This is a genomic window from Ruminobacter sp. RM87, assembly GCF_000701925.1.
Classification (GTDB): domain Bacteria; phylum Pseudomonadota; class Gammaproteobacteria; order Enterobacterales; family Succinivibrionaceae; genus Ruminobacter; species Ruminobacter amylophilus.
Genome location: NZ_JNKD01000018.1, coordinates 24,290 through 45,696 on the forward strand (window position 1 = coordinate 24,290; position 21,407 = coordinate 45,696).

Genomic DNA, 21,407 nt, shown 5'->3' on the forward strand with positions numbered 1-21,407 from the left:
TTATTAGAAGAATACAAAAGAAAAAATATATAGGCGTGTTAGTGAGTAATAATAAAGATATAGCTGTTATAGGCATGGCCTTCAGGTTTCCTGGAGGGATAAAAAACGAAGAGCAGTTCTGGTCATTAATCAGTAGTGGCACCTGTGCCATTACCAGGATTCCGTCATCAAGATGGCCAACCGATTTATATCAGGATGACAATAAGCAGGTTCCGGGCAGAAGCGTGTCCTTCAATGCCGGGGTGCTTGATTCATTTAAATATTTTGAGCCGTCTTTTTTCGGGATTTCTCCTAAGGAAGCCGAATGGATGGATCCTCAGCAGCGTCTTCTGCTTAAGGTTACTCACGAATGCCTAGAAAATGCCAATATCCGCATTGAAGATTTCAGAGGTACGGACTGTGGCGTGTATACCGGTATATCATCTCTTGATTACGGTCTTCAGGCTGATGAGGATATGCCGTCAATATCACCTTATACCATGACCGGTAATACTTTGAGCATTGCCTCTAACCGTATTTCCTACGTATTTGACCTTCATGGTCCGTCCGTGTCAATGGACACTGCATGTTCATCCTCTCTGGTTACCCTGCATCACGCCTGTCAGGCCATCAGAAGCGGTGAAGTGCCGTGTGCCATTGTTGCCGGCGCCCATTTACTGCAGAATCCTTATTCATTCGTAGGTTTCAGTAAGGCTTCAATGCTTTCACCGACCGGAACCTGTCGTCCTTTTGATGAAAGGGCAAACGGTTATGTCCGTTCGGAAGGTGTGGCTGCTTTACTTCTGAAGCCTCTTGAAGATGCGGTAAGGGATCACAACAGAATTCATGCCGTTATCAAGGCTTCAGGCGTGAACACCGACGGTTCACGCAAGAGCGGTCTGACCATTCCGTCTGAAATCGCCCAGACCCAGCTGATGCATCAGGTTCTCGAACGAAGCGGTGTTTCAGTAAATGATGTTGACTTTATTGAAGCTCACGGAACCGGTACTCCTGTAGGCGACCCTATTGAAGTTCGTTCAATTTCATCAGTTTACGCAAAGGAAAGAAACGAACGTCTGCCTGTTTCTTCCGTAAAGGCCAATCTCGGTCACATGGAACCGATGTCCGGTCTTGCCGGGTTCGTGAAAACCGTGCTGGTACTGAAGCACGGCGTAGTTCCTCCTATTCCGTTTGATTTCAGACCGAGTCCGAAAATTGATTTTGCAGGGCTCAACATTCTCTGTTCTCAGCAGGGGGTAAAGCTTACCGACAAGAACGTCCGTACCGGTGCTCTCAATTCATTCGGTTTCGGCGGGGCCAATGCACACGTAATAATTCAGTCATATCCTGAGAATTCGGATTCAGCAGCTGATTCAGAATCTGTATCTGCGGTTCCTCCTCTTTTTGTTTCCGCAAAGACCAAAGAATCACTTCAGGATATGTGCGGTGCCTATGCATCCCTGATAAGAAGCAATAAGTATCGTTATTATGATGTCGCTTATACTGCGGTAAATGCCAGGGATGAATACGAACACAGACTGGCTGTGGCCGCGGAAAGCAGGGAAGCTCTTCTTGCTTCTCTTGACGGCTACGCATCAGGTTCATCTGACGATAATGTATTTTATGCCTGTACCAAGAAGCCTTATCATCGTGTGGCTTTCGTATTTAACGGTAACGGTTCTCAGTACGTCGGTATGGGACGCACTCTGTATGCGGAAAACAGACTTTTTGCCGATTGCTTTGATTCCTTATCAGACAAGATTAAACCTTATCTCAACATTTCACTTAAGGACGTTGTTTTAGGAAAGGCCGCAGAAGAATTATCAGTAAATGAAGCCGAACTTATTCAGGATACCAAGATTGCTCAGACTCTGATTTTTGCCATTCAGGTGTCTCTTGCTTCTGTTCTCGGACAGGGCGGTCTTAAGCCTGAAGCCGTGGTAGGTCACAGCATGGGTGAAATTGCCGCTGCCTATGTGGCGGGACTTCTTACCATAGACGAAGCGGTTAAGGTAATCTGCATCCGCAGTATGCTTCAGGACAGAACCCGCGGTCACGGCAAGATGGCTGCAGTTTCCGTATCAGAAGCCGATTTCAATGCGGTTAAGACCGAATTGGGCTTTACGGACGTTGATGTGGCTGCTGTTAACTCATCAGACAATATTACCGTTTCCGGCAGTGAGGCAACCATCAGAAAGCTCAGGGAGTATTTCTCATCAAAGAGCGTGTTCTTTAAGATTCTTGATGTTGACTATCCGTTCCACAGTTCGTTCATGAATATCATTGAGAATGATGTCGTAAGCATGCTTGCCGACGTTGGCAGTATCAGCGCTTCTTCAGAAGGTGTTGCCTACTACTCCGCGGTTCTCGGCCGTAAGCTTGAAAAAGGATATTCACTTAAGAACAATTACTGGTGGCACAACATCAGAGACAAGGTTCAGTTCTATCAGTCCGTAAAAGCCATGGTGGAAGACGGATTTGACTATGTGCTGGAAATCGGTTCTAATGCCATTCTTCAGCGTTATCTCCGTGACATCTGCAGGAAATCAGGTGTTGATGCCAGAATCGGATCTACGCTTCTCGTTAATAATGACAGTAGTCAGCGTATTACTCATGTTGTAATGGATTACCATCTGTCCGTTGCAGAACCTGATCGCAGCGTATTCTTCCCGGTGAAAGTGGACTACGTTGATCTGCCTCATTATCAGTGGCATGAAAAGTTTTATGAATGTAAGGAATCCTCTGAAAAGCAGCCAAAGCAGTTCCGCATATTCCCTCTTTTAGGCTGGAATATTCATTCCGCCGACAGAACCTGGCAGAATGTTTTGGAGCCTTCCAAGTTCAGCCTGCTTCGCGATCATGTCGTCGACGGAGAGTACGTATATGCAGCCGCCGACTTTATTGAAACGGTTCTTGAAGGAGCCTCATGCGTAAATAACGGTGAGTGCCTTAATATTGAACATCTGGATATTCTGAGTTCACTGGTTTTCGACAGGGAAAACTACAAGTCTCTTAGACTCAGAATTGTTCCTGAAACCATGTCTTTTGACATCTACAGCAGAGACTATCTGTCTTTTGACGAATGGAGCAGAAACGTTAAGGGACGTCTGCTGACGACAGACGATGCCGCCATCAGCTCCGCCGTTAATCTCTACAGTGAAAAAACAGCTTCCGCCGCTTCACAGACTCCTGTGGTCGTGAACAGAGATGAAATTTATGAAATAACTGAAAGTCTCGGCCTTGTTTACGGTGAACAGTTCGCCATTGTTGATCACGTTGAGATTCTCGATGACGTGCTCAGAATTTCTCTTAACCGTGAAGCTCTGGCAAAGCATGATGAAAAATACATTATCCATCCGGGAATTCTGGATGCAGGTTTCCATTCACTGTTTGCCTTAAAGCAGCTGAGTTCTGCAAATTCCGCTTATCTGCCGGTGAAATTCGGTCGTATTTCCATAATGAAAAATGCCGAAGTTGCCAGCATTGTGGCAAAGATTGAAAGAATAGCTTCAAGAAGCATTCTGGCTTCATTCTGTCTGTTTGATGAAAATGACAGATGTGTAGGTATCATGGACAACTGCCGATTCAACATGATGCCGAAATCCGATACCTCCGCTTCAGATGCGACAGTTGCTTCATGGCATTATGAGGCCTTATCCGCTCCGCATGCTCTTTCCTCCGGTCTGACATCAGCAGCCTCCGCTTCAGATCTGGTTAAGTCTCTTGCTGAATCTTCAGCGGACACCTCCGATCGCAGAAAGTGGTACGGTCAGGTTATGCCGATGATGGAACAGTCTGTTCTCGCATATGCGGTTTCCGCTGTAAGAGAACTTGCCGCTGAAGGTCAGGACATGCAGAAGATTGCGGAAAATCCGTTATATGCATATCTTGTTGAACTTCTGGCAAAGCACGGTCTTGTTAAGCTTGATAACGGGGTACCTTCAGAATTCATCAGTCAGGAGGAAATCGGTTCAGGCAACGATGTTATTCAGTATGCCTATCATATCTGTCCTGAAGCTTTACCTGATCTGCTTCCTGTTTATCGCGTGGGTAACAGATTAAAGAATCTTATGAAGGGGGAGATTTCCGAAAATGACGGTGATTTATCAGGTTCCGAAAGAAACGGATACTCACTCCTCTATACCGGCATGCGAAATGCCATGTCCGACTTTATTGAAAAGCTTGGAAACGGCAGAAATTCCTCTAAACTCAGAGTACTTGAGATCGGCAGTAACAGTCTCAAGGTCGGAGAGCTTTTAGCAGACAGTCTCGGCAGCGACAGCTATGTGGAAGTTCTTGCTCTCAATGATGAGGATATGGCTGAAATAAATCCTTCAGACAATGTCAAAAAGGCAAAATTCAATGCCGATACCCTGACTGTAGAAACAGATCGCAATGATCCGACAGTTCCTGCCGCATATGATCTTATCGTGGTTCAGGAAGCCTTGTTTAAGGCTTCAGCTCAGATTGCCGCCATTGAAAATCTCAGGGATATGCTGGCTCCTGGCGGTATTATTGCGGTTCTTGAAAGATACTCAGACTGGTCTGCCAATATGTGTCACGGATTCTGTGACGGCTGGTGGTCAAAGAGAAATGACGAAGGTTTTGCAAGTCCTCTTAAGAGTCCTGATTACTGGCAGACTCTTTTTGAAAAATACTTTAAGGATATTTCCGTATATCAGGAAAAGTCTGCAGACGGTTATCAGGGAGGTGCCTATCTTCTCTTCGTGAAGAAGGAAGAAGATGTTTCACTTAAGGATGCTGCTCTGGGGGTTACTCATTCCTATGCAGTGATTTCAGCAGGTGCCGACAGCGGTCTTGTGAAGACGATTGTTTCACGTTTAAGTGATGCCGGTGTTTCTGCCGAGGTCGCTTCATCTGATGATGTTCCTGCTGCAGGAAAATACGACAGCTATGTCTATGTTTCAGACTGCGGTCTGAACAGTCATGAAGGCCTTGCCGAAAGATTCGGATATTCAGCAGAATGTTCAGAAATCAGTCATTCTCTTGATGTTCTGACCACTGTGGCCAACAGACTCAACACCTATGCGGAAAAGAACGGTCTTAAAGGGGCTGTTTCTCTGACCGTTGTTACCATTAACGGTTCTTCCGTACGTAATGAGAATACTGCTCACGATGTTGTTCCGGAACAGTCCGCTCTTATCGGTCTTTCCCGTGTTATCAGAAGTGAGGCCGGAGCCGTGGCAGTAAGAAGCATTGATCTTTCATCTGTTTCAGACAGTGATGCATCAGCTCTTACCGACGGGCTTGTTAAGGATCTGCTCGCCGCTGACGGAACCGATGAAGTTATTCTTACTGAAAACGGTCGTTTCCGTACCGTGGTGAGAACCGGAGAGTTCGGTACTGCTTCTGAATCGGCAAAACGTGATTCAGTTACTTCCGGATACGATATTGCCGGCAATTATTATCTTGATTTCTCAAGCCCGGGCAGACTCAGAAATCTCTGCTGGAAGCCTAAGACTGTCTGCGAACCTGCCCCTAATGAAGTGGAAGTTGAGGTTAAGGTTACAGGTCTTAATTTCCGCGATATCATGCTTACCATGGGACTTGTTCCTGATGATGCGCTGGAAAACGGCTTCTCAGGTCCGGCTCTCGGTCTGGAATTTGCCGGTGTCGTGTCAAAGGTTGGTTCTGATGTTACTGAATACGTTCCGGGAGACAGAGTTTTAGGTTTCGGTTCCGCATGTTTTGCGGACAGACTTACCGTACCTGAATATGCAGTAGCAAAAGTACCTGATGAATGGTCGTTTGATGCCGCCGCCACTGCTCCGATTGTATTCTTTACCGCCTGGTATGCAATCCGTTATCTGTCCAGAATGGAAGAAGGTGAAAGCATCCTGATTCACGGTGCGGCAGGTGGTGTCGGTATAGCCGCCATTCAGATTGCAAGACATCTCGGTCTCAGGGTTTATGCAACTGCGGGAAGTCCTGAAAAGCGTGATTTCCTGAAGATGCTCGGTGTTGAGCATACCTACAATTCACGTAATCTTGATTTCCATGACGAAATTATGAGAGATACTGACGGTGAAGGCGTAAATGCCGTACTGAACTGTCTGTCAGGTGAAGCCATGCGCTGCAGTATGTCAATTCTCAGGCCGTTCGGCAGATTTATGGAACTCGGTAAGCGAGACTTCGTTGAGAATACTACAGTAGGTTTACGTGCCCTTAAGGAAAACATCAGCTACTTCGCCATTGACGTTGATCAGCTGTTCAAGGTTTATCCAAAGCGTGCCAAGGAACTGTTCCATGAGGTAATCAGTCTGTTTGCCGAAGGCGAATTTACTCCGCTGCCGTTTACCAGATTCAACGACCGCGACGTTGTTAAGGCTTTCAAGTTTATGCAGCAGGGCGGTCAGATCGGTAAGATTACCGTTGAACGAACCGTTCACGGCGTTGACGCGGCTGCAGAATCTGCCGGGGCTGTTTCTGAAAAATCACCGGCATGCGTATTCAGTGCTGATGACACATGGATGGTTACAGGCGGTACCGGCGGTTTCGGTTTCGCAACTGCCCGTTATCTGATAAGTCAGGGAATCAGAAAACTGGTTCTGGTTTCAAGAAGCGGTATTAAGGATGAAAACGTACAGTCTGAACTTAACGGACTTGTCTCATCATTAAATCTGAGCGTAACTGTTGAAAAGTGCGACGTTTCCGCTGCGGATGACGTACTGTCCTTAAAGGAAAGACTTGATAAGGCCGGAATAACCGTAAACGGTATTATTCATGCCGCTGCAGTGTTTGCCGATACCATGCTTCAGGGTATGAATGAAGAACTTTATGCAAAGGTTATTAATCCTAAGTTCCTGGGGGCGTACAACCTTCACAGGGTATTTACCTCAGCTGAACTCAGAAACTTCGTGGTCTATTCTTCAATTTCCGTAGCCATTGGTAATATCGGACAGGCAAACTACGTATCTGCAAACTCAGGTCTTGAAGGCCTCACCGCAATGCGTCTTAACGCCGGTCTCCCTTCATGCTGTATTGAATGGGGCCCAATCAGTGATACCGGTTATCTGAGCTCGAGAACCCAGATTAAGAAGTCCCTTGAATCCGTTCTCGGAGCTGAAGCATTATCAAGTGAAGATGCTCTTGCCCTGCTTCCTGCGGCAATCAGTCGCGGCGGTGTCAATATATTTGCCAACCTGAACTGGGCCGGGGTTGCCGATACTTCCGGCAGGGTTTCATCAAGAGTTTATGAACTGGTTCAGAGTGATAAGCTCAAGCTTAAGAATTTCGGCAATGACGATCTGCTTTCAGTTATTGAAGGTCGTGACAGAAATGATGCCATTTCCGTGATTTCCGACATGCTGGTTTCAGAAATAGCGGATACCATGGGCTTAAGTGCAGACCAGATCGCCAAGGATCTGAATCTGCAGAGTATAGGTCTGGATTCCCTCATGGCAATGGAACTTATTGTCAGCATCGAGAAAAAGACCAGAATCAAGCTTTCAGTAATGGCATTCCAGGATAATCCTACCGTATTAAAGCTTGCTGAAAAGATTTACATGAAGATTACCGGCAGTGAATCAGGTGAAAATGAAGAAATCAATTCCGTTCAGCAGGTTATTTTATCTCACGTGGATGCCGAGGAACGTGAAGCTCTGAAGAATATGACAGGGGGAGACCAGTAATGTTTAATCCGCCTAAATTTTCCGGAATACTGAATTCAATCATCAAGGAAAAGTCTGAGAAGTCAGGAGATGACTCTGAGGCGAGAGATCTGATAGCAGAGGACAGTCAGCCAAAGGTGAACAGAAAGTTCACCACCTTCAGTGAACATCCCCTGTTTCAGAAAATCAGTACCATGAGAACTCTGGCTAAAACTTTCCATGTTGAGGATCCGTTTTTCAGACAGCATGAACTGCTGACCGGAGCCATGACCAGAATTGACGGCAGGGACTATATCAACTATTCAAGTTATAACTACCTTGGTTTGAATAACTCTAAAGAAGTTAATGAGGCGGTTATAAAAGCTGTTGAAACCCACGGAACCTCCGTAGGTGCCAGCCGTCTGGTGGCCGGAGAAAGACCGTTTCAGAGAACTCTTGAAAAGAAGCTTGCCGAGGTTTATCAGGCTGAAGACGCTGTTGTATTCGTGAGCGGTCACGCTACCAATATAAGCGTTATCAGTACCCTGTTCGGCGCAAAGGATCTGATTATCTATGATGCCCTGGTGCATAACAGTATCATTGAAGGCATCAAGCTTTCAGGTTCAGCTCATTTTCCGTATCTTCATAACGATTGTACTTCTCTTGAAAACCTCCTGAAAAAGAACAGACAGAACTACGAAAGAGTTCTGGTGGTAACGGAAGGTCTTTTCAGCATGGACGGTGATGTTCCGGATCTTCCTGAACTCATTCGAATCAAAAAGAAGTACGGCTGCTTCCTGATGATTGATGAAGCACATTCTCTCGGTGTTCTCGGTAAGACCGGCAGGGGCGTTTATGAATATTACGGAGTAAATCCTAATGACGTTGATCTCTGGATGGGGACTCTCAGCAAAACTCTTGCAAGCTGCGGGGGGTATATTGCAGGTTCGCAGGACATAATCGACATTTTAAAGTATAATGCTCCTGGTTTTGTATTCAGCGTGGGCATGTCTGCTCCAATGGCAGCAGCCGCTGAGACTTCTCTCAGCCTTATGCTGGAAAATCCTGAAAGTGTGGAGAGACTGCAGAAGAACGGCAGACTCTTTCTGGAAACTGCCAGAAGCTTTAATCTTAATACCGGTAAATCAATCGGATATTCAGTTGTACCGATTATAACCGGAAGCTCCAGAAAAGCCGTATGGCTGTCCGCCGCCATGTTTAAGGAAGGCGTGAACGTACAGCCTATTATTCATCCTGCTGTGGAGGAACAGCAGGCAAGACTGAGATTTTTCATAACCTCAGAACATACTAAAGAACAGATAGTGAAGACCTGTGAAATTCTGTCTTCACTATGCAAGAATGAAGGGATTTAAATGATTTCCAAATTAGCAGATTGCATTAAAACAGCATTACTTATTTCTCTCGTTTCAGCACCTGTAGCCTTAACCGGCTGCAGTCTGCCTCATGCAGGTCCAAGCTATGGCGATATAAAAGATCAGAAAAAGCAGCAGACTCCGGTTTCTCTGGTGATGGTTGATGAGAATGTAACGGATCTTCTTAACAGTGGTAATGAAAAATCCACATTCTTTGACGTGTTCGGGGACACAAAACCTGAGGCATACAAGATTTCCCGTGGCGATACCCTTGATATTTACATCTGGGAAAGTGCTCCGGCTCTTCTCTTTGGAACCAGTAGTGTAAACAGCGAAAATCTGGCGGTTACTTCTCAGAAGCTTCCTACCCAGATTATTGAGAGTGACGGTAAGATTTCCGTTCCGTTTGTAGGCATGATTTCCGTTGTCGGTAAGACTGTTCGTGAAGTGGAAAAGGAAATTATCAGAAATCTTGATGGAAAAGCCAATAATCCTCAGGTGATGATAAATGTTCTGACCAAACCGACCGATAATGTCACCATCTTAGGAGACGTCAAGGGAGGCAGTAAGGTCTCTTTAAGTCCTAAAGGAGAAAGAATACTTGATGCCATCGCTTCTTCAGCAGGTGTTGCCAACAGCTTCAATAAAATCACCATAAGTCTTACTCGTAACGGTAAGACTGTTGATATGCCTCTGGAGACAGTTATCAAGGATCCTAAGCAGAATATCTATCTTAACGCCGGTGATGTTATGATTGCAATGTATCAGCCATGGTCATTCTCTGTAATGGGAGCCAACGGCGGCGCTGCAAGAGAAATTAATTTTGAATCTACCGGAATTAATCTTGTTCAGGCTCTGTCCCGCGCAGGTGGATTGAATGATAATATGGCTGATCCGGCTGGTGTTTTTGTATTCAGATTTGAAGATAAGGACACATATAAAAAACTTTCTGATGAGTTTAATTCCATAGAGAATGCTTCAGCGCAGAATAACAGCGGTTCATCTACTAAATCATGGGTATATCCGATGGAACAGATGGATAAGTACAACAAGCTTCAGTCAATTCCGGTGGTATATCAGATTGACTTCAGTCAGCCTGGAGCGTTTTTTTCCTCACAGAATTTCAGTGTGAAAAACGGCGACGTTATTTATGTTGCTACAGCTTCAAGCTATGAACTGTCCAAGTTCCTGCGTATAGTTGGTCTGATTGTTAATCCTGCGCTTTCATGGGGAAATACCGTCAATAAAATGACTGACTAATTCAAGATAGACTGTTATGAGTGGAAATCCCGTAAAAAACACCCTTATGGTGTGGAAGGCTCTTTTTTTAAAAGATGCCCTGAGTCGTTTTTTTGGAAGCCGTGGCGCCTGGGCCTGGCTTTTCATTGAACCATGTATTCACATTTGGGTCATGGTTGTTATTTTTACTGTGATTAGGACAAAAGTTGTTGGTGGTGTTGATGTTGCCACATGGATCATGGTTGGAATGATTGGCTTTTTCCTGTTCAGAAGAACATCGGTGCAGGGTATCCATGCTTTAGATTGCAACAGGGCTTTTTTTGCTTTCAGACAGGTGAGACCTTTTGATACGGCATTAACCAGTGCTGTTGTTGAATTGTTTACAATGTTCTGGACATTTGTCATCCTTTTAATCGTCTTTGCTTTGTTTGGTTTTTCTGTTATTCCCGAAAATGCGCTGATGGTTTTATTCGGAGCTTTGGGATTATGGCTGTTAGGTTTGGGATACGGTCTGATATCATCAGTCTGTATGAGAATTGTCCGAGACAGCGGACATTTTTTGCAGATTCTGATGATGCCTATGTATTTTATTTCCGGTGTGATTATTCCCATGAATACAGTTCCGGAACCGTACAGATCATATGTGGCGTTAAATCCTGTTCTGCACGGACTTGAATGTATGAGACTGGGATTCTGGCCTGATTATCATACCTTGGATGTATCTTTGTGGTACCTTTATGGGGTTGCTTTAGTATTTCTGGTTATTGGTATGGGATTATACAGAAGTCTTGAGACAAGGCTGGTGGCACAGTAATGATTATTGTAAAAGATATATATAAAAGATATACCACCACTAAAGGAGTTGGAGACTGGGTACTGAAAGGTATTAACCTGGTTATTCCCAAAAACAGGAGTGTTGGCATAGTAGGTGGCAATGGCGCCGGCAAATCAACCCTTTTGCGTATTATGTGCGGGGCGGATTACGCTACTTATGGTTCGGTTCAGCGTCTCTGTCGTGTGTCCTGGCCTATGGGCAACGGTGGTGTAGAGGCAACTATGACAGGTCGTCAGAATGCCAAATTTATCTGCAGAGCCCACGGTTTTGAAGATGAAATGGAGGAACGTATAGCCAGAATTCAGGAATTCGCAGATTTGGGAGCGTCGTTTGACAAACCGGTTAACACATATTCTGCGGGTATGCGTTCACGTCTCCAGTTTGCTTTGTCTCTGGCATTTGATTTTGATGTGTATGTGTCAGACGAAGTAACTGCAGCGGGGGACGCGGCTTTTAGAGCAAAAGCGCAGAAAGCTTTTGAGGATCTGGTGGGAAAATCAAGCATTATTATGGTGGCTCACAGTGATTCAACTTTAAAGAATTTCTGTGATTCAGGAATATTTTTATACAAAGGGCATGCAACCTGGTACGACAAATTGGATGATGCACTGTATGCATACAAGGAAACAATAAAGGTATGAGTGAAAATAATATCAAAAACGTTAGTTCTATGCCCAAGGATATGGGAAGATCATCAAGAATCGTAAATCGTATTTTTAAATATGTTTTCAGATGTATTTACATCCTTGCACTTGTTTCCATGGTTTATTGGGGATTTGCTTCTGATCGTTATGTTTCAGAAGCTGTGGTGATGGTGCAGAATACTGATAGTGCGAGTTCTTCTAATAGTCTGGATCTTCTCAGTATGATTAGCGGTACGGCGGGAAATGCCAGTGACCAGCTGATCCTTACTGATTATCTTACTTCTCTGGATATGCTAAAAAAACTAGATGCAAAATATGATTTAAGAAGTCATTATGCTGACAGGGAACACGACATAATTTCCAGAATGTGGGACAGGGATATAGAGATTGAATGGTTCTATGGTTATTTTAAGGATCATGTAACCGTAAAATACGATGACTATACCGGTGTTGTAAGAATAAATGCACAGGCTTTCACTCCTGAAATGGCAAAAAATATTTCATCATTCCTGGTTGATGAAGGTGAAATATTCATGAACTCCATGAGTCATGCCATAGCCAATGAACAGGTTTTATTCCTGGAAAAGGAAGTTGAGACTGCCAGACAGGATCTTCAGACTGCAAGTGATAATCTGCTGAATTTCCAGAATCAGAAGAATATGGCTTCTCCAACCATTGAAGTGGAAAATTATCAGAAAATAATTGCCGATCTGGAAGCACAGAAGAGTGCTCTGGTTATTAAACTGCAGTCACTGCCTTCTTCCATTGGTTCTGACAATCAGATAAAGCAGTCTTTAAGCAAGAATATTGCTGCGATTGACGGACAGATTAAAAAAGTTCGTTCAATCCTTACATCTGACAAGAGAACTTCTCTCAATGAACTGGTTGACAGGGAACAGATCCTTAAAATGGATTTGGAATTTAAAAAGGATATTTATTCATCAGCTCTTACCGGTCTGGTTAAGGGTAAGATGAATGCTGCCCGACTGATTAAGCATGTGTCTGTGGTGCAGAATCCTTCAATGCCGGAATATGCAATGAAGCCTGAGAGAATTTATAATGCACTGGTTACTTTCTTCGTTACATTACTGTTCCTCGGAATGCTTCAGTTACTGAAGTCCATTATTCTGGATCATGTTGATTAATCATTAACTGACGTGATTGAGCAGTGTTTTAAAGTTCCGTCATATTGTATAGGCGGAACTTTTTTTGTATGTTTTTAGAACAGAAACAGAAAGACTGACTTATTTTCTCGTGTATTTTGCCGGTATGCGTGAATATTTTCGGCGTTTAGTGTTAATATAAAGAAAGAATGTTAGAGATGAGTAACATAATTTAAAAACTGTATATTAACTTTGAATCCAGTTTTTTAGTTATACGGGCGTATACCTGTACTGATTTGATACATATTGCATATTTTTCGTTATAGAAGTTATGAACAGATACTGTATTTTAACCAATGATACTGAAGCATTACCTAACAGAGCTACTGAAGATCATGTAAATCGTCTGATGCTGGGGCAGTTTAAGGAAGGAAAGGCCGGTGTTCAGGAAATGGCTTCAATCGCCAGCGAATTCAGTGGAAAAATTACCTTTTTCGTGGATTTATGCGGGGCGTATGATCGTAAAGATGAAATTCTTGAAGTGGTGAAATGGCTGGATACTCACGGACAGGATGTTGAACTGCATCTTCATCCGGAATATCTGCCTGACAGCTTCTGGGAAAAGGAAGGTTTCAGCAAAAATCCCCGTTTCCTTAATATGTATCAGGAAGGGGATAAGGAAAAACTGAAATTCATTTTTACCAAATTTGCAGGAGATCTGGAAAGCGTTCTTAACCGGAAAATAAATGCATACAGAGCAGGTTCATTCAGATGGAATTCATTGACTCTCGAAATGCTTAAGGATCTGGACATTCCCATGGCGTTCAACAATACCGTGGCTTCCAGGGTACTCGGACAGTGTCCGTATGCGATTCCTTATCAGAAACCTTTCAGATGGTCCAACGGCATTATTGAAGTGCCGGTAACCGAAAAGAATTTCTTTTCAAGGTTCAGGGACAACTGGTGGGTAAGATTTCAGTATCCTCTGTGCAGTCTGGTTAAATACCGTTCTTCTCTCGGTTCCATTATTCCGTACAGCGTGTCCCCTAAGGATGAGTTTCTTGTCTGTCTGATGCATTCCTGGTCCTTCCTGTATCGTGATAAGGAAGGATTTCAGTACTATAAGGATGATCGTCTTCAGGAAGGCTTCAGAACCATGCTGAAAAAGATGAGTCAGGATTTTGACATTATTGACTCAAGGGATCTCAAATACTTAATTGATTCCGGTAAATTCCAGATTGAAAGAACTGAAGATGTTTCTAAAGCTGTTTATGTACCTGATAATATAATCAGTCTTGAAAGCCTTGATAACGAAGCACAGAAGATCAATGAATTTGACAATGTATCCGGTGATACGGCAGGTCTTTCCAGTGAACTTTCTGATGTCTATACAGATGCCGGAAACGATTCAGGGATTGATATCCGAAGAATTCACAGAGGACCGAAATATTTCTTCTCAGGTTCTTTTTTACATAAGAATATAGAACAGGATCAGTTTAAAGGCCTGTTAAAATTTCATGAAACACCTTCAGGTTTGAAGATAACCTCCACGAATAAAATCAGTAAACACATGTATATTCCTTTGGCCTCAAGATTCATGCTGAAGGATTTTGTTCATGATGAAAGACTGCCGTTGTATTTCGGTGTGGATTCATCTGAAGAAATGAATTTTGGTATTTATTTTTATGATGAGCATGGCAATAGACTGGGAAGCAGATTGCTGAAGTGCAATCGTAATATATATCTCAATCTTCCAAAGAATACGTACTTTGTGACTTTTTCATTTAGAATACCTGCTGGATTTAAGTTCGCTACGTTGAGGTATCTGGCGTTTTCTTTTGTAGATACATATTCTACTCATGTATTTGATTTTAGACCAGAAATCGATTCAAAGGAAACATCTGCTCAGGACATACCGGAAGCGCAGAAAAATAAAGTGAACCTCCGTCTGATAGTGAAAAACTCTGAAAAGAGGAAAAATGGTGTGGTTATTGTTTTTCCTTCTTTTGAAGTCGTTACTAAAGAAAATGTGGTCAATTATCCTTTTTATGCCAAAAGACTCTTTTCACTGCAGGATGTAGACTGTACGGTTATTTATTTAAGCGAACTGCTTGATGACAATGATTTACTCTCTAATACTCAGTGTTTTAATGCAGCAGGCAATGATACTGTATTATCATTTATTATGGATAAGATAAAAACCGTTATAGGCGATGATTACGGGGAAACTGTATGTGTGGGGGCAAGTGCCGGCGGTTTTGTGGCTTTGAATTTTGCCGCTGTAAATGGTATCCGTCACTGTATATCTTCAGCTTTGAAATTTAACTGCAGGATTCCAGCCTCCTTTGTTGCTATTAAAGAAGTTTTAAATAATAGCAAGGGACTTGAGGATGTCGAATTTATCAGTTTCCCAAACAGCATTCGTAGAGAATTAAGAAATCTGGACTGGGTTAAAGACTGCAGGGTAAAAATAAAACACATAACTGAAAGTTGTAATTTAGTAGGTAATCCAAGGATGAATAGAATTTCTTCCTGCGAAGTGGAGTATATCAGGAACAGTTTAAGACAGAAAAAGTAAAATATTTGTTAAAACTGCGATTAATCTCTATTAGACAGGCGATGATTTAAGATAAATGATCGCTTTGATTTATTTATGTTGGATAATGTACTTCGTATTGGTCGATACTGGCTGATAATGGTAAATTATGGGTTTAGTTGATAGGTCGTAATCAGGAAGATAAGATGTCTGTGGAAGAAAATAAAAATAAGGTAAATTCATTCAGGACTGTCAGAATTGCAGCTATAATGGATGATTTTACCTGGAACAGCTACTCTCCTGAAGCAGACATGTATCAGCTTAAGCCGGATAATGTTATAAGTCAGCTTGAGGAAAATGTTCCTGAGCTACTGTTTGTTGAATCAGCATGGCATGGCGCTGACGGCCTCTGGTACAGAAAGATATCCAACTGTTCTGCTGAACTGATGCAGGCGGTTAAATGGTGTAAATCAAGAAACATACCTACTGTATTCTGGAACAAGGAAGATCCCGTTCATTTTTCAACGTTCAGGGAAACTGCTCTTAATTTTGATTATATCTTTACCTATGATTTCAACTGTGTTGAAAAGTATAAATCTCTGACCGGAAAGCACAATGCGTTTTACCTTCCCATGGGAGTGCAGCCAAAGCTGTTTAATCCCATAGAAAAATATCAGCGTCTGGATAAGTTCTGTTTTGCCGGTTCCTACTATGTAAGGTACAGGGAAAGAACGGAAGATCTGGATGATTATATAAAGTATCTGCCGGACTATAAGGATATAGATATTTACGACAGACAGTTCGGAAAAAATGATCCCAACTATATGTTTCCTGAAAACTATCAGAAATATATTAGAGGATGTCTGTCATATACAGAAGTAGACAAAGCCTATAAGGGCTACAATTATTCCATCAATCTGAATTCAATCAAACAGGCGCAGTCATGTGCAAGGCGCGTGTTTGAACTTTTTGCCTGCAATACCTTTATTGTTTCCAATTACTGCATCGGCGTGAAGACTCTGTTCGGAGATCTGATGCTTGTAAGTGACAGCGGCAAGGACATTGTCAGACGCCTGCGAAATCTGGATAGGGATCCGCTGACTACGGACAGACTGAGACTTCTTGGACTCAGGAAGGTTTTTACAGAGTCTACATATGAAGATCGTCTGGCTTACATTCTGCATAAAACAGGAATAATAAAGGAGCATTATGCATGGCAGCCGGAAGTCACCGTCTGGAGCCGTGTCCGCGACAGAAAAGAATATTCTGACATACTGAAGATGTTCCGTAATCAGAGTTACGGCAGAAAACGTCTTGTCATACTATCGGATTCAGCCGATGTTACGGCATCTTCAACAGGGGATGGAGATACTGTTTTTGTTAAAACAGCGGATGAGCTTCCTAAGCAGTCTGAATCAGGCTTCTTTGCCTGTTTTTCCGCTCAGAATTTCTATGACAGAAATTACCTTCTGGATCTGATGCTTGCAACAAGATATGACGATACCGGCAATTACGTCAAGTCATCGGTTTTTGAAAGCAGAAATCAGAAAATTGAGAGAACTGCAGTTTCTGACAGACCGTATACGTATACTGATTCCGTTATTCCAGATGAAGCGGTTTTAAACAGACGGAGTTTCCTGAATCATCTTGCTGAGATTGTGGCTGATTCTCATAAAGCAGTCAGCGAAAAGGGCTTAAGAACGGATTCATTTAATTACTGCAGAAACCTTCGTGCGGACGATATTACTTCTGAACTGAGAAATGTTTTTTCAGACAATGAGGAAACGACTGATTGCGGTTATTCCGTTACCGAACTTCAGCAGATAGCAGAAAAACAGCCGATAAAGAAGCAGAAATCTGATGAAAATATGAAAAAACTTTCTGCCGCATTTATTTACGAGGAAATTGAGAAGTCTTTAGCCGCGAAAAAGAGAACATCGCTGTTTGACAGGTTCGCTTCTCTTCTTGGAAAGAAAAAACAGCCGGAAAGAAACATTGTACTCAGAAATGAAAAAGACGGTTTAGCCCTGGATTATGAGCTTCCTGCTACGGAGCATGATTACCTTCTGCTGAAGAAAAAATTCGAGGTTTCCGAACTTACGGATTCCAGAGAGTTACGTCTGTATCTCAGAAACCGCGGTACAAGAGTGGGACTTGCCTATTATCTTTACGAAAACGGTAAAAAGATTTCCAGTAAACTCTGTCAGCCGAACACTAATGTCACTGCTGATCTTCCGGATAATGTTACTCATGTAAGACTGGGACTCAGAATTGCCGAAAAAGGAAATTCGGTAGTAGAAAACATTTATCTTGAAGAATGCAGGGATTTATTCACTCTTCCGGGAAAAATATTCAATAAGCACAAAACAGTTATTGTAGTGCATCATTATCCGTCATATAAGGATATCTACAGATACGGTTTTGTGCACAGTCGTGTCAGGGGATATATAAGAAAAGGGGAAAAGCCTCTGGTATTTGTTCTGGTTCAGAACAGTGCGGAGCTTATATTCTCTGAATATGAAGGTGTCGATGTAATTACCGGCAACAATGAGGCTCTGGATAAAATCCTTAATGACGGTGTTGATACCGTACTGACGCATTTCATGACACCGGCTATCTGGGAAAGTCTTGGAAAACTTCCGGAAAACATCAAAATATTTGTATGGTGCCACGGGGCTGACGTGCTGCTTTTTGACAGAAGAAGCTACAATTACGTGACTGAGGATGAAATCAGAAAAGGGCATATCACGAGTGATGGCATCAGGGATTTCTGGACTCCGATATTCAAGAATCTGCCTGCAAATCTGCATTTTGTTTTTGTATCGGAATTTCTGGCAGAGGTGGTGATGCAGGATTTGGGAATAAGACTTCCTGAAGGAAGGTATTCCATCATTCATAATCCTATAGATACTTCGATTTTCAAGTATCATGAAAAGAAGCCTGAAGACAGATACAGAATTCTTTCAATAAGACCGTTCGCTACCAGAATGTACGCAAACGATCAGACAATGAATGCCATTAATCTGCTTGCTAAGAGACCTGATTTCAGCAGATTTGAGATTCTTCTGGTAGGAGACGGCAAACTTTTTGATGAGACGGTGGCTATCCTGAATGATTATCCTAACGTGAAAATCAGAAGATGTTTCCTGAATCATTATGAAATAGCCGAACTGCATTCTCAGTATGGCGTGTTCCTGTGTCCATCACGTTATGATACGCAGGGAGTGTCACGTGATGAAGCCAGAGCGTCAGGACTTGTTCCCGTAACCACTTCCATTGCGGCGATACCTGAATTCGTGAACAGTGAAACGGCTATGCTCGCGGAACCTGAAAATCCGACATCCTTAGCAAAAGCAATAGGTACTCTGGCGGATAATCCTGATATGTTTGTTAAAATGAGCAGAAAGACTTCTGAAGAAGCCGTAAAGCGACTTTCAATGGATGAAATCATTGAGCAGGAATTAAGTTTGTTTAGAAAGTAGGTGACTTTTTATTAAAGGTTAATGATAAGACCGGAGGCGTCTTATCCGAATAATTGTAATCTGTTGTTATAAAAGAACTGTTTAATATTATTTAGATAAACAGCATAAGTTTTGTAAATTGTTGAATAAATGAATATAAGTTGTCTTCACAGCTGGTATACCATTCATGAATTAACCAGACTGTTAAAAAAAGCCGAAAAAGGCACTGATAAGAGTTATCAGGGAGAGCCGGGAAACTTTCTGTACGTTCCTGCGAGCTGTCTTCCTTTTCACATTAGCGGATATACCACCAGAACTCATGAGATTCTGAAATCTCTTAATGCCGGGTTTGAACGTGACAACGCTTCATCAGAGCATAAGAAAAAGCTGTTTGTGCTGACAAGAACCGGGTATCCTTGGGATCGCAGGGATGCTCTTGAGTATCCTGAAGAATCTGATTTTAATATTCTTGACGGTATAAAATACGAGCATTTGAGAAAGCCTGATAATAATTCACTTACGGTTTTTTACGTTAAGAAGGCAGCTCTTGCTCTGGAAAAATACATTGTTGAAAACGGAATTTCATGCGTTCATGCTGCTTCCAATCACGTAAACGCCTTACCGGCACTCCTGGCTGCCAAACGTCTGGGCATTCCGTTTCAGTATGAAATGAGAGGACTGTGGGAGCTTACCAGAATTTCCCGTGACCCTAAATTTGCCAAATCACATAATTTCAGACTGGGACTGGATCTTGAGGCTCTGGTGGCCACTCATGCTGACAGGGTTTTTGTAATATCAGAACAGCTGTCTCAGTACATTCAGAAAAACTGGGGTGTTAAACCTTCAGCCATAAAACTTCTGCCGAACTGTGCCGACGTGGAAAGAATCAGGCCGGCGGAAAAGAAAGCAATTACTGAGCCGGCTGACAGAAAAGATTCTTCTGATGCTGCACCCGTGACCATTGTTTATGCCGGTTCGCTGATTGTTTATGAAGGTATTCAGACTCTGCTTAAAGCCATTTCGGTGCTGGTTTATGAAGAACACCTGCCGGTAAAGCTTGAGATTCTCGGAGACGGTGAATACCGTAAAACACTTGAAGCCCTGTCAAAAGAACTTAAGCTGGAAAGTTATGTTTCCTTCCTTGGAAGAGTATCTCCTGAAGAGGCGAAGAGAAAACAGGATGACTGTTCTCTGGTATGTATACCGAGAGAACCGTTTGATGTATGCAAGATTATTCCGCCTATTAAAATGGTGGAAGCCATGGCCAAGGAAAAGTGTGTTATTGTACCGGATCTCCCGGTATTCAAAGACGAACTCAGTGAGGGCGATTCAGGATGTCTTTTCTTTAAATCCGGTGATTACAGGGATCTGGCATCGGTTCTGAAAAACAACATATACGATTCTGAAGGTCTCAGGGAAAAAGGAATCAGGGCAAGGCAGTATGTGATAGCTCACAGACAGTGGAAACAGTTTACGGATGAGGTGTTTCGATAATGCTCGGTAAAATTGTCAGATTAACGCGTTCCGTAATGTATGACTATCCGGTGATTCATGAAGATGTTACCGGTGACGGCAGATTCGGAAAATTAAAAATCGCACTGCTTACGGACTATCTTACGGCAGTTAATCTATCCATGGAATGCAGGATCAGAAATCTTACTCCGACAAATTTCAGGGAAGTTCTGACTGAATGGAAACCTGATCTTGTATTCGTTGAATCCGCTTTTCACGGCTATCAGTGGAAATGGAGCTACAAGCTGGTTAAGCATTCCGTTCTTTTCGGGAGTAATGACCTTTCGGAGTTTTCCGCATTAATCAGGCTTGCGAATGAACTTCATATTCCGACCGTATTCTGGAACAAGGATGACGGGGCTTATTTTGAGCCGTTTATTGAAGTGGCCAAAAAATGTGATTTTATCTATACCACTGATAAAAACTGCGTACCTAAATATCAGGAAAGGGTGGCGCAGATTTCTCCGTCCGGAAAGTGTGACAGACATGTTTCGGTAATGCAGATTGCCTATCAGCCGAGAATTCATAATTTTACCGGTTTTAATTTCAAAAAGAACAGAATGTGTTTTGTGGGGTCTTATTACCGTAAGATTCTTAATTCCCGAAGGATGTTTCTGGATGCCGTTTTTGACGTCTGCAACCGCAAATCACTGATGCTGGATGCATATGATCGTAACAGTACCAGACTTTCAGGTTATTTTGAATTCAGATTTCCGAAAAGTGAATTCATAAACGTTTATCCGAGTCTCAGCAATCCTCAGACTGCGGAAATATACAAAGAGTATAACGTCTGCCTGAACGTTAATTCCGTTACTGATTCCGAAACCATGTATTCCAGAAGACTTATCGAAATCCTTGCCTGCGGAGGAATAATGGTAACCAACAGTTCAAAGGCCGTGGAAAGTCATTTCAAGGATTTCTGCACTGCGGTGTCAAGTCCTGATGAACTGATGGATATTCTTCCGGCTATGGTGGACGAGCCGTCAAAACAGAATATGGAAAAAGCAGAGGCCGGAAGTATTTACGTAAAGAACAATCACAGCTGGGAGCGCCGTCTTGAGCAGATGAGCGAAGATATAAAGTTCTAGATAATGAACCGGTCACAGGTTTTTTAC

General features: G+C 42.8%; 10 protein-coding genes. All 10 read left to right on the top strand.

Annotated elements, in window-relative coordinates; translation table 11 throughout:
• The first annotated feature begins 41 nt into the window (after positions 1 to 41).
• The 10 genes from T489_RS0105590 (at position 42) to T489_RS0105635 (ending at position 21,380) form a co-directional block, all read left to right on the top strand.
• Positions 42 to 7,631 (top strand): type I polyketide synthase, encoded by a 7,590-nt coding sequence (locus T489_RS0105590; RefSeq protein ID WP_157608075.1) that lies wholly within the window; start codon positions 42 to 44, stop codon positions 7,629 to 7,631.
• A complete protein-coding gene (locus T489_RS0105595; RefSeq protein ID WP_051621819.1) occupies positions 7,631 to 8,962 on the top strand; it encodes an aminotransferase class I/II-fold pyridoxal phosphate-dependent enzyme in 1,332 nt (443 codons plus the stop codon). Before T489_RS0105590 ends, T489_RS0105595 begins: the two co-directional genes overlap by 1 nt.
• Positions 8,963 to 10,222: a polysaccharide biosynthesis/export family protein gene (locus tag T489_RS13505; protein ID WP_051621820.1), complete on the top strand. Its 1,260-nt coding sequence runs from the start codon at positions 8,963 to 8,965 to the stop codon at positions 10,220 to 10,222. It abuts the gene before it with no gap.
• A gap of 16 nt (positions 10,223 to 10,238) precedes the next feature.
• Positions 10,239 to 11,015, top strand: a complete 777-nt coding sequence (locus tag T489_RS0105605) for an ABC transporter permease (RefSeq protein WP_031579074.1) — start codon at positions 10,239 to 10,241, stop codon at positions 11,013 to 11,015.
• The gene (locus T489_RS0105610; protein WP_031579075.1) at positions 11,015 to 11,677 is read left to right on the top strand and encodes an ABC transporter ATP-binding protein; all 663 of its coding nucleotides are present in this window, start codon (positions 11,015 to 11,017) and stop codon (positions 11,675 to 11,677) included. The genes T489_RS0105605 and T489_RS0105610 overlap by 1 nt, the downstream gene beginning before the upstream one ends.
• A complete protein-coding gene (locus T489_RS0105615) occupies positions 11,674 to 12,825 on the top strand; it encodes a KpsE/RkpR family capsule polysaccharide export protein (protein ID WP_031579076.1) in 1,152 nt (383 codons plus the stop codon). The genes T489_RS0105610 and T489_RS0105615 overlap by 4 nt, the downstream gene beginning before the upstream one ends.
• 289 nt (positions 12,826 to 13,114) lie before the next feature.
• Positions 13,115 to 15,361 carry a polysaccharide deacetylase family protein gene (locus T489_RS14165; RefSeq protein ID WP_051621821.1) on the top strand — a complete coding sequence of 749 codons (2,247 nt, stop codon included), beginning with the start codon at positions 13,115 to 13,117 and terminating at the stop codon, positions 15,359 to 15,361.
• A 164-nt stretch (positions 15,362 to 15,525) separates the two neighbouring features.
• Positions 15,526 to 18,801 (top strand): glycosyltransferase family protein, encoded by a 3,276-nt coding sequence (locus T489_RS0105625; RefSeq protein WP_051621822.1) that lies wholly within the window; start codon positions 15,526 to 15,528, stop codon positions 18,799 to 18,801.
• 129 nt (positions 18,802 to 18,930) lie between these two features.
• A complete protein-coding gene (locus tag T489_RS0105630; RefSeq protein ID WP_051621823.1) occupies positions 18,931 to 20,274 on the top strand; it encodes a glycosyltransferase in 1,344 nt (447 codons plus the stop codon).
• Positions 20,274 to 21,380, top strand: a complete 1,107-nt coding sequence (locus T489_RS0105635; protein WP_031579080.1) for a CgeB family protein — start codon at positions 20,274 to 20,276, stop codon at positions 21,378 to 21,380. The genes T489_RS0105630 and T489_RS0105635 overlap by 1 nt, the downstream gene beginning before the upstream one ends.
• The last annotated feature ends 27 nt before the right edge of the window (positions 21,381 to 21,407 follow it).

Excerpts from the sequence above, each read along its gene's own strand:
- T489_RS0105595 (WP_051621819.1), top strand. The coding sequence starts at position 7,631 with ATGTTTAATCCGCCTAAATTTTCCGGAATACTGAATTCAATCATCAAG.
- T489_RS13505 (WP_051621820.1), top strand. The coding sequence starts at position 8,963 with ATGATTTCCAAATTAGCAGATTGCATTAAAACAGCATTACTTATTTCT.
- T489_RS0105605 (WP_031579074.1), top strand. The coding sequence starts at position 10,239 with ATGAGTGGAAATCCCGTAAAAAACACCCTTATGGTGTGGAAGGCTCTT.
- T489_RS0105610 (WP_031579075.1), top strand. The coding sequence starts at position 11,015 with ATGATTATTGTAAAAGATATATATAAAAGATATACCACCACTAAAGGA.
- T489_RS0105615 (WP_031579076.1), top strand. The coding sequence starts at position 11,674 with ATGAGTGAAAATAATATCAAAAACGTTAGTTCTATGCCCAAGGATATG.
- T489_RS14165 (WP_051621821.1), top strand. The coding sequence starts at position 13,115 with ATGAACAGATACTGTATTTTAACCAATGATACTGAAGCATTACCTAAC.
- T489_RS0105625 (WP_051621822.1), top strand. The coding sequence starts at position 15,526 with ATGTCTGTGGAAGAAAATAAAAATAAGGTAAATTCATTCAGGACTGTC.
- T489_RS0105630 (WP_051621823.1), top strand. The coding sequence starts at position 18,931 with ATGAATATAAGTTGTCTTCACAGCTGGTATACCATTCATGAATTAACC.
- T489_RS0105635 (WP_031579080.1), top strand. The coding sequence starts at position 20,274 with ATGCTCGGTAAAATTGTCAGATTAACGCGTTCCGTAATGTATGACTAT.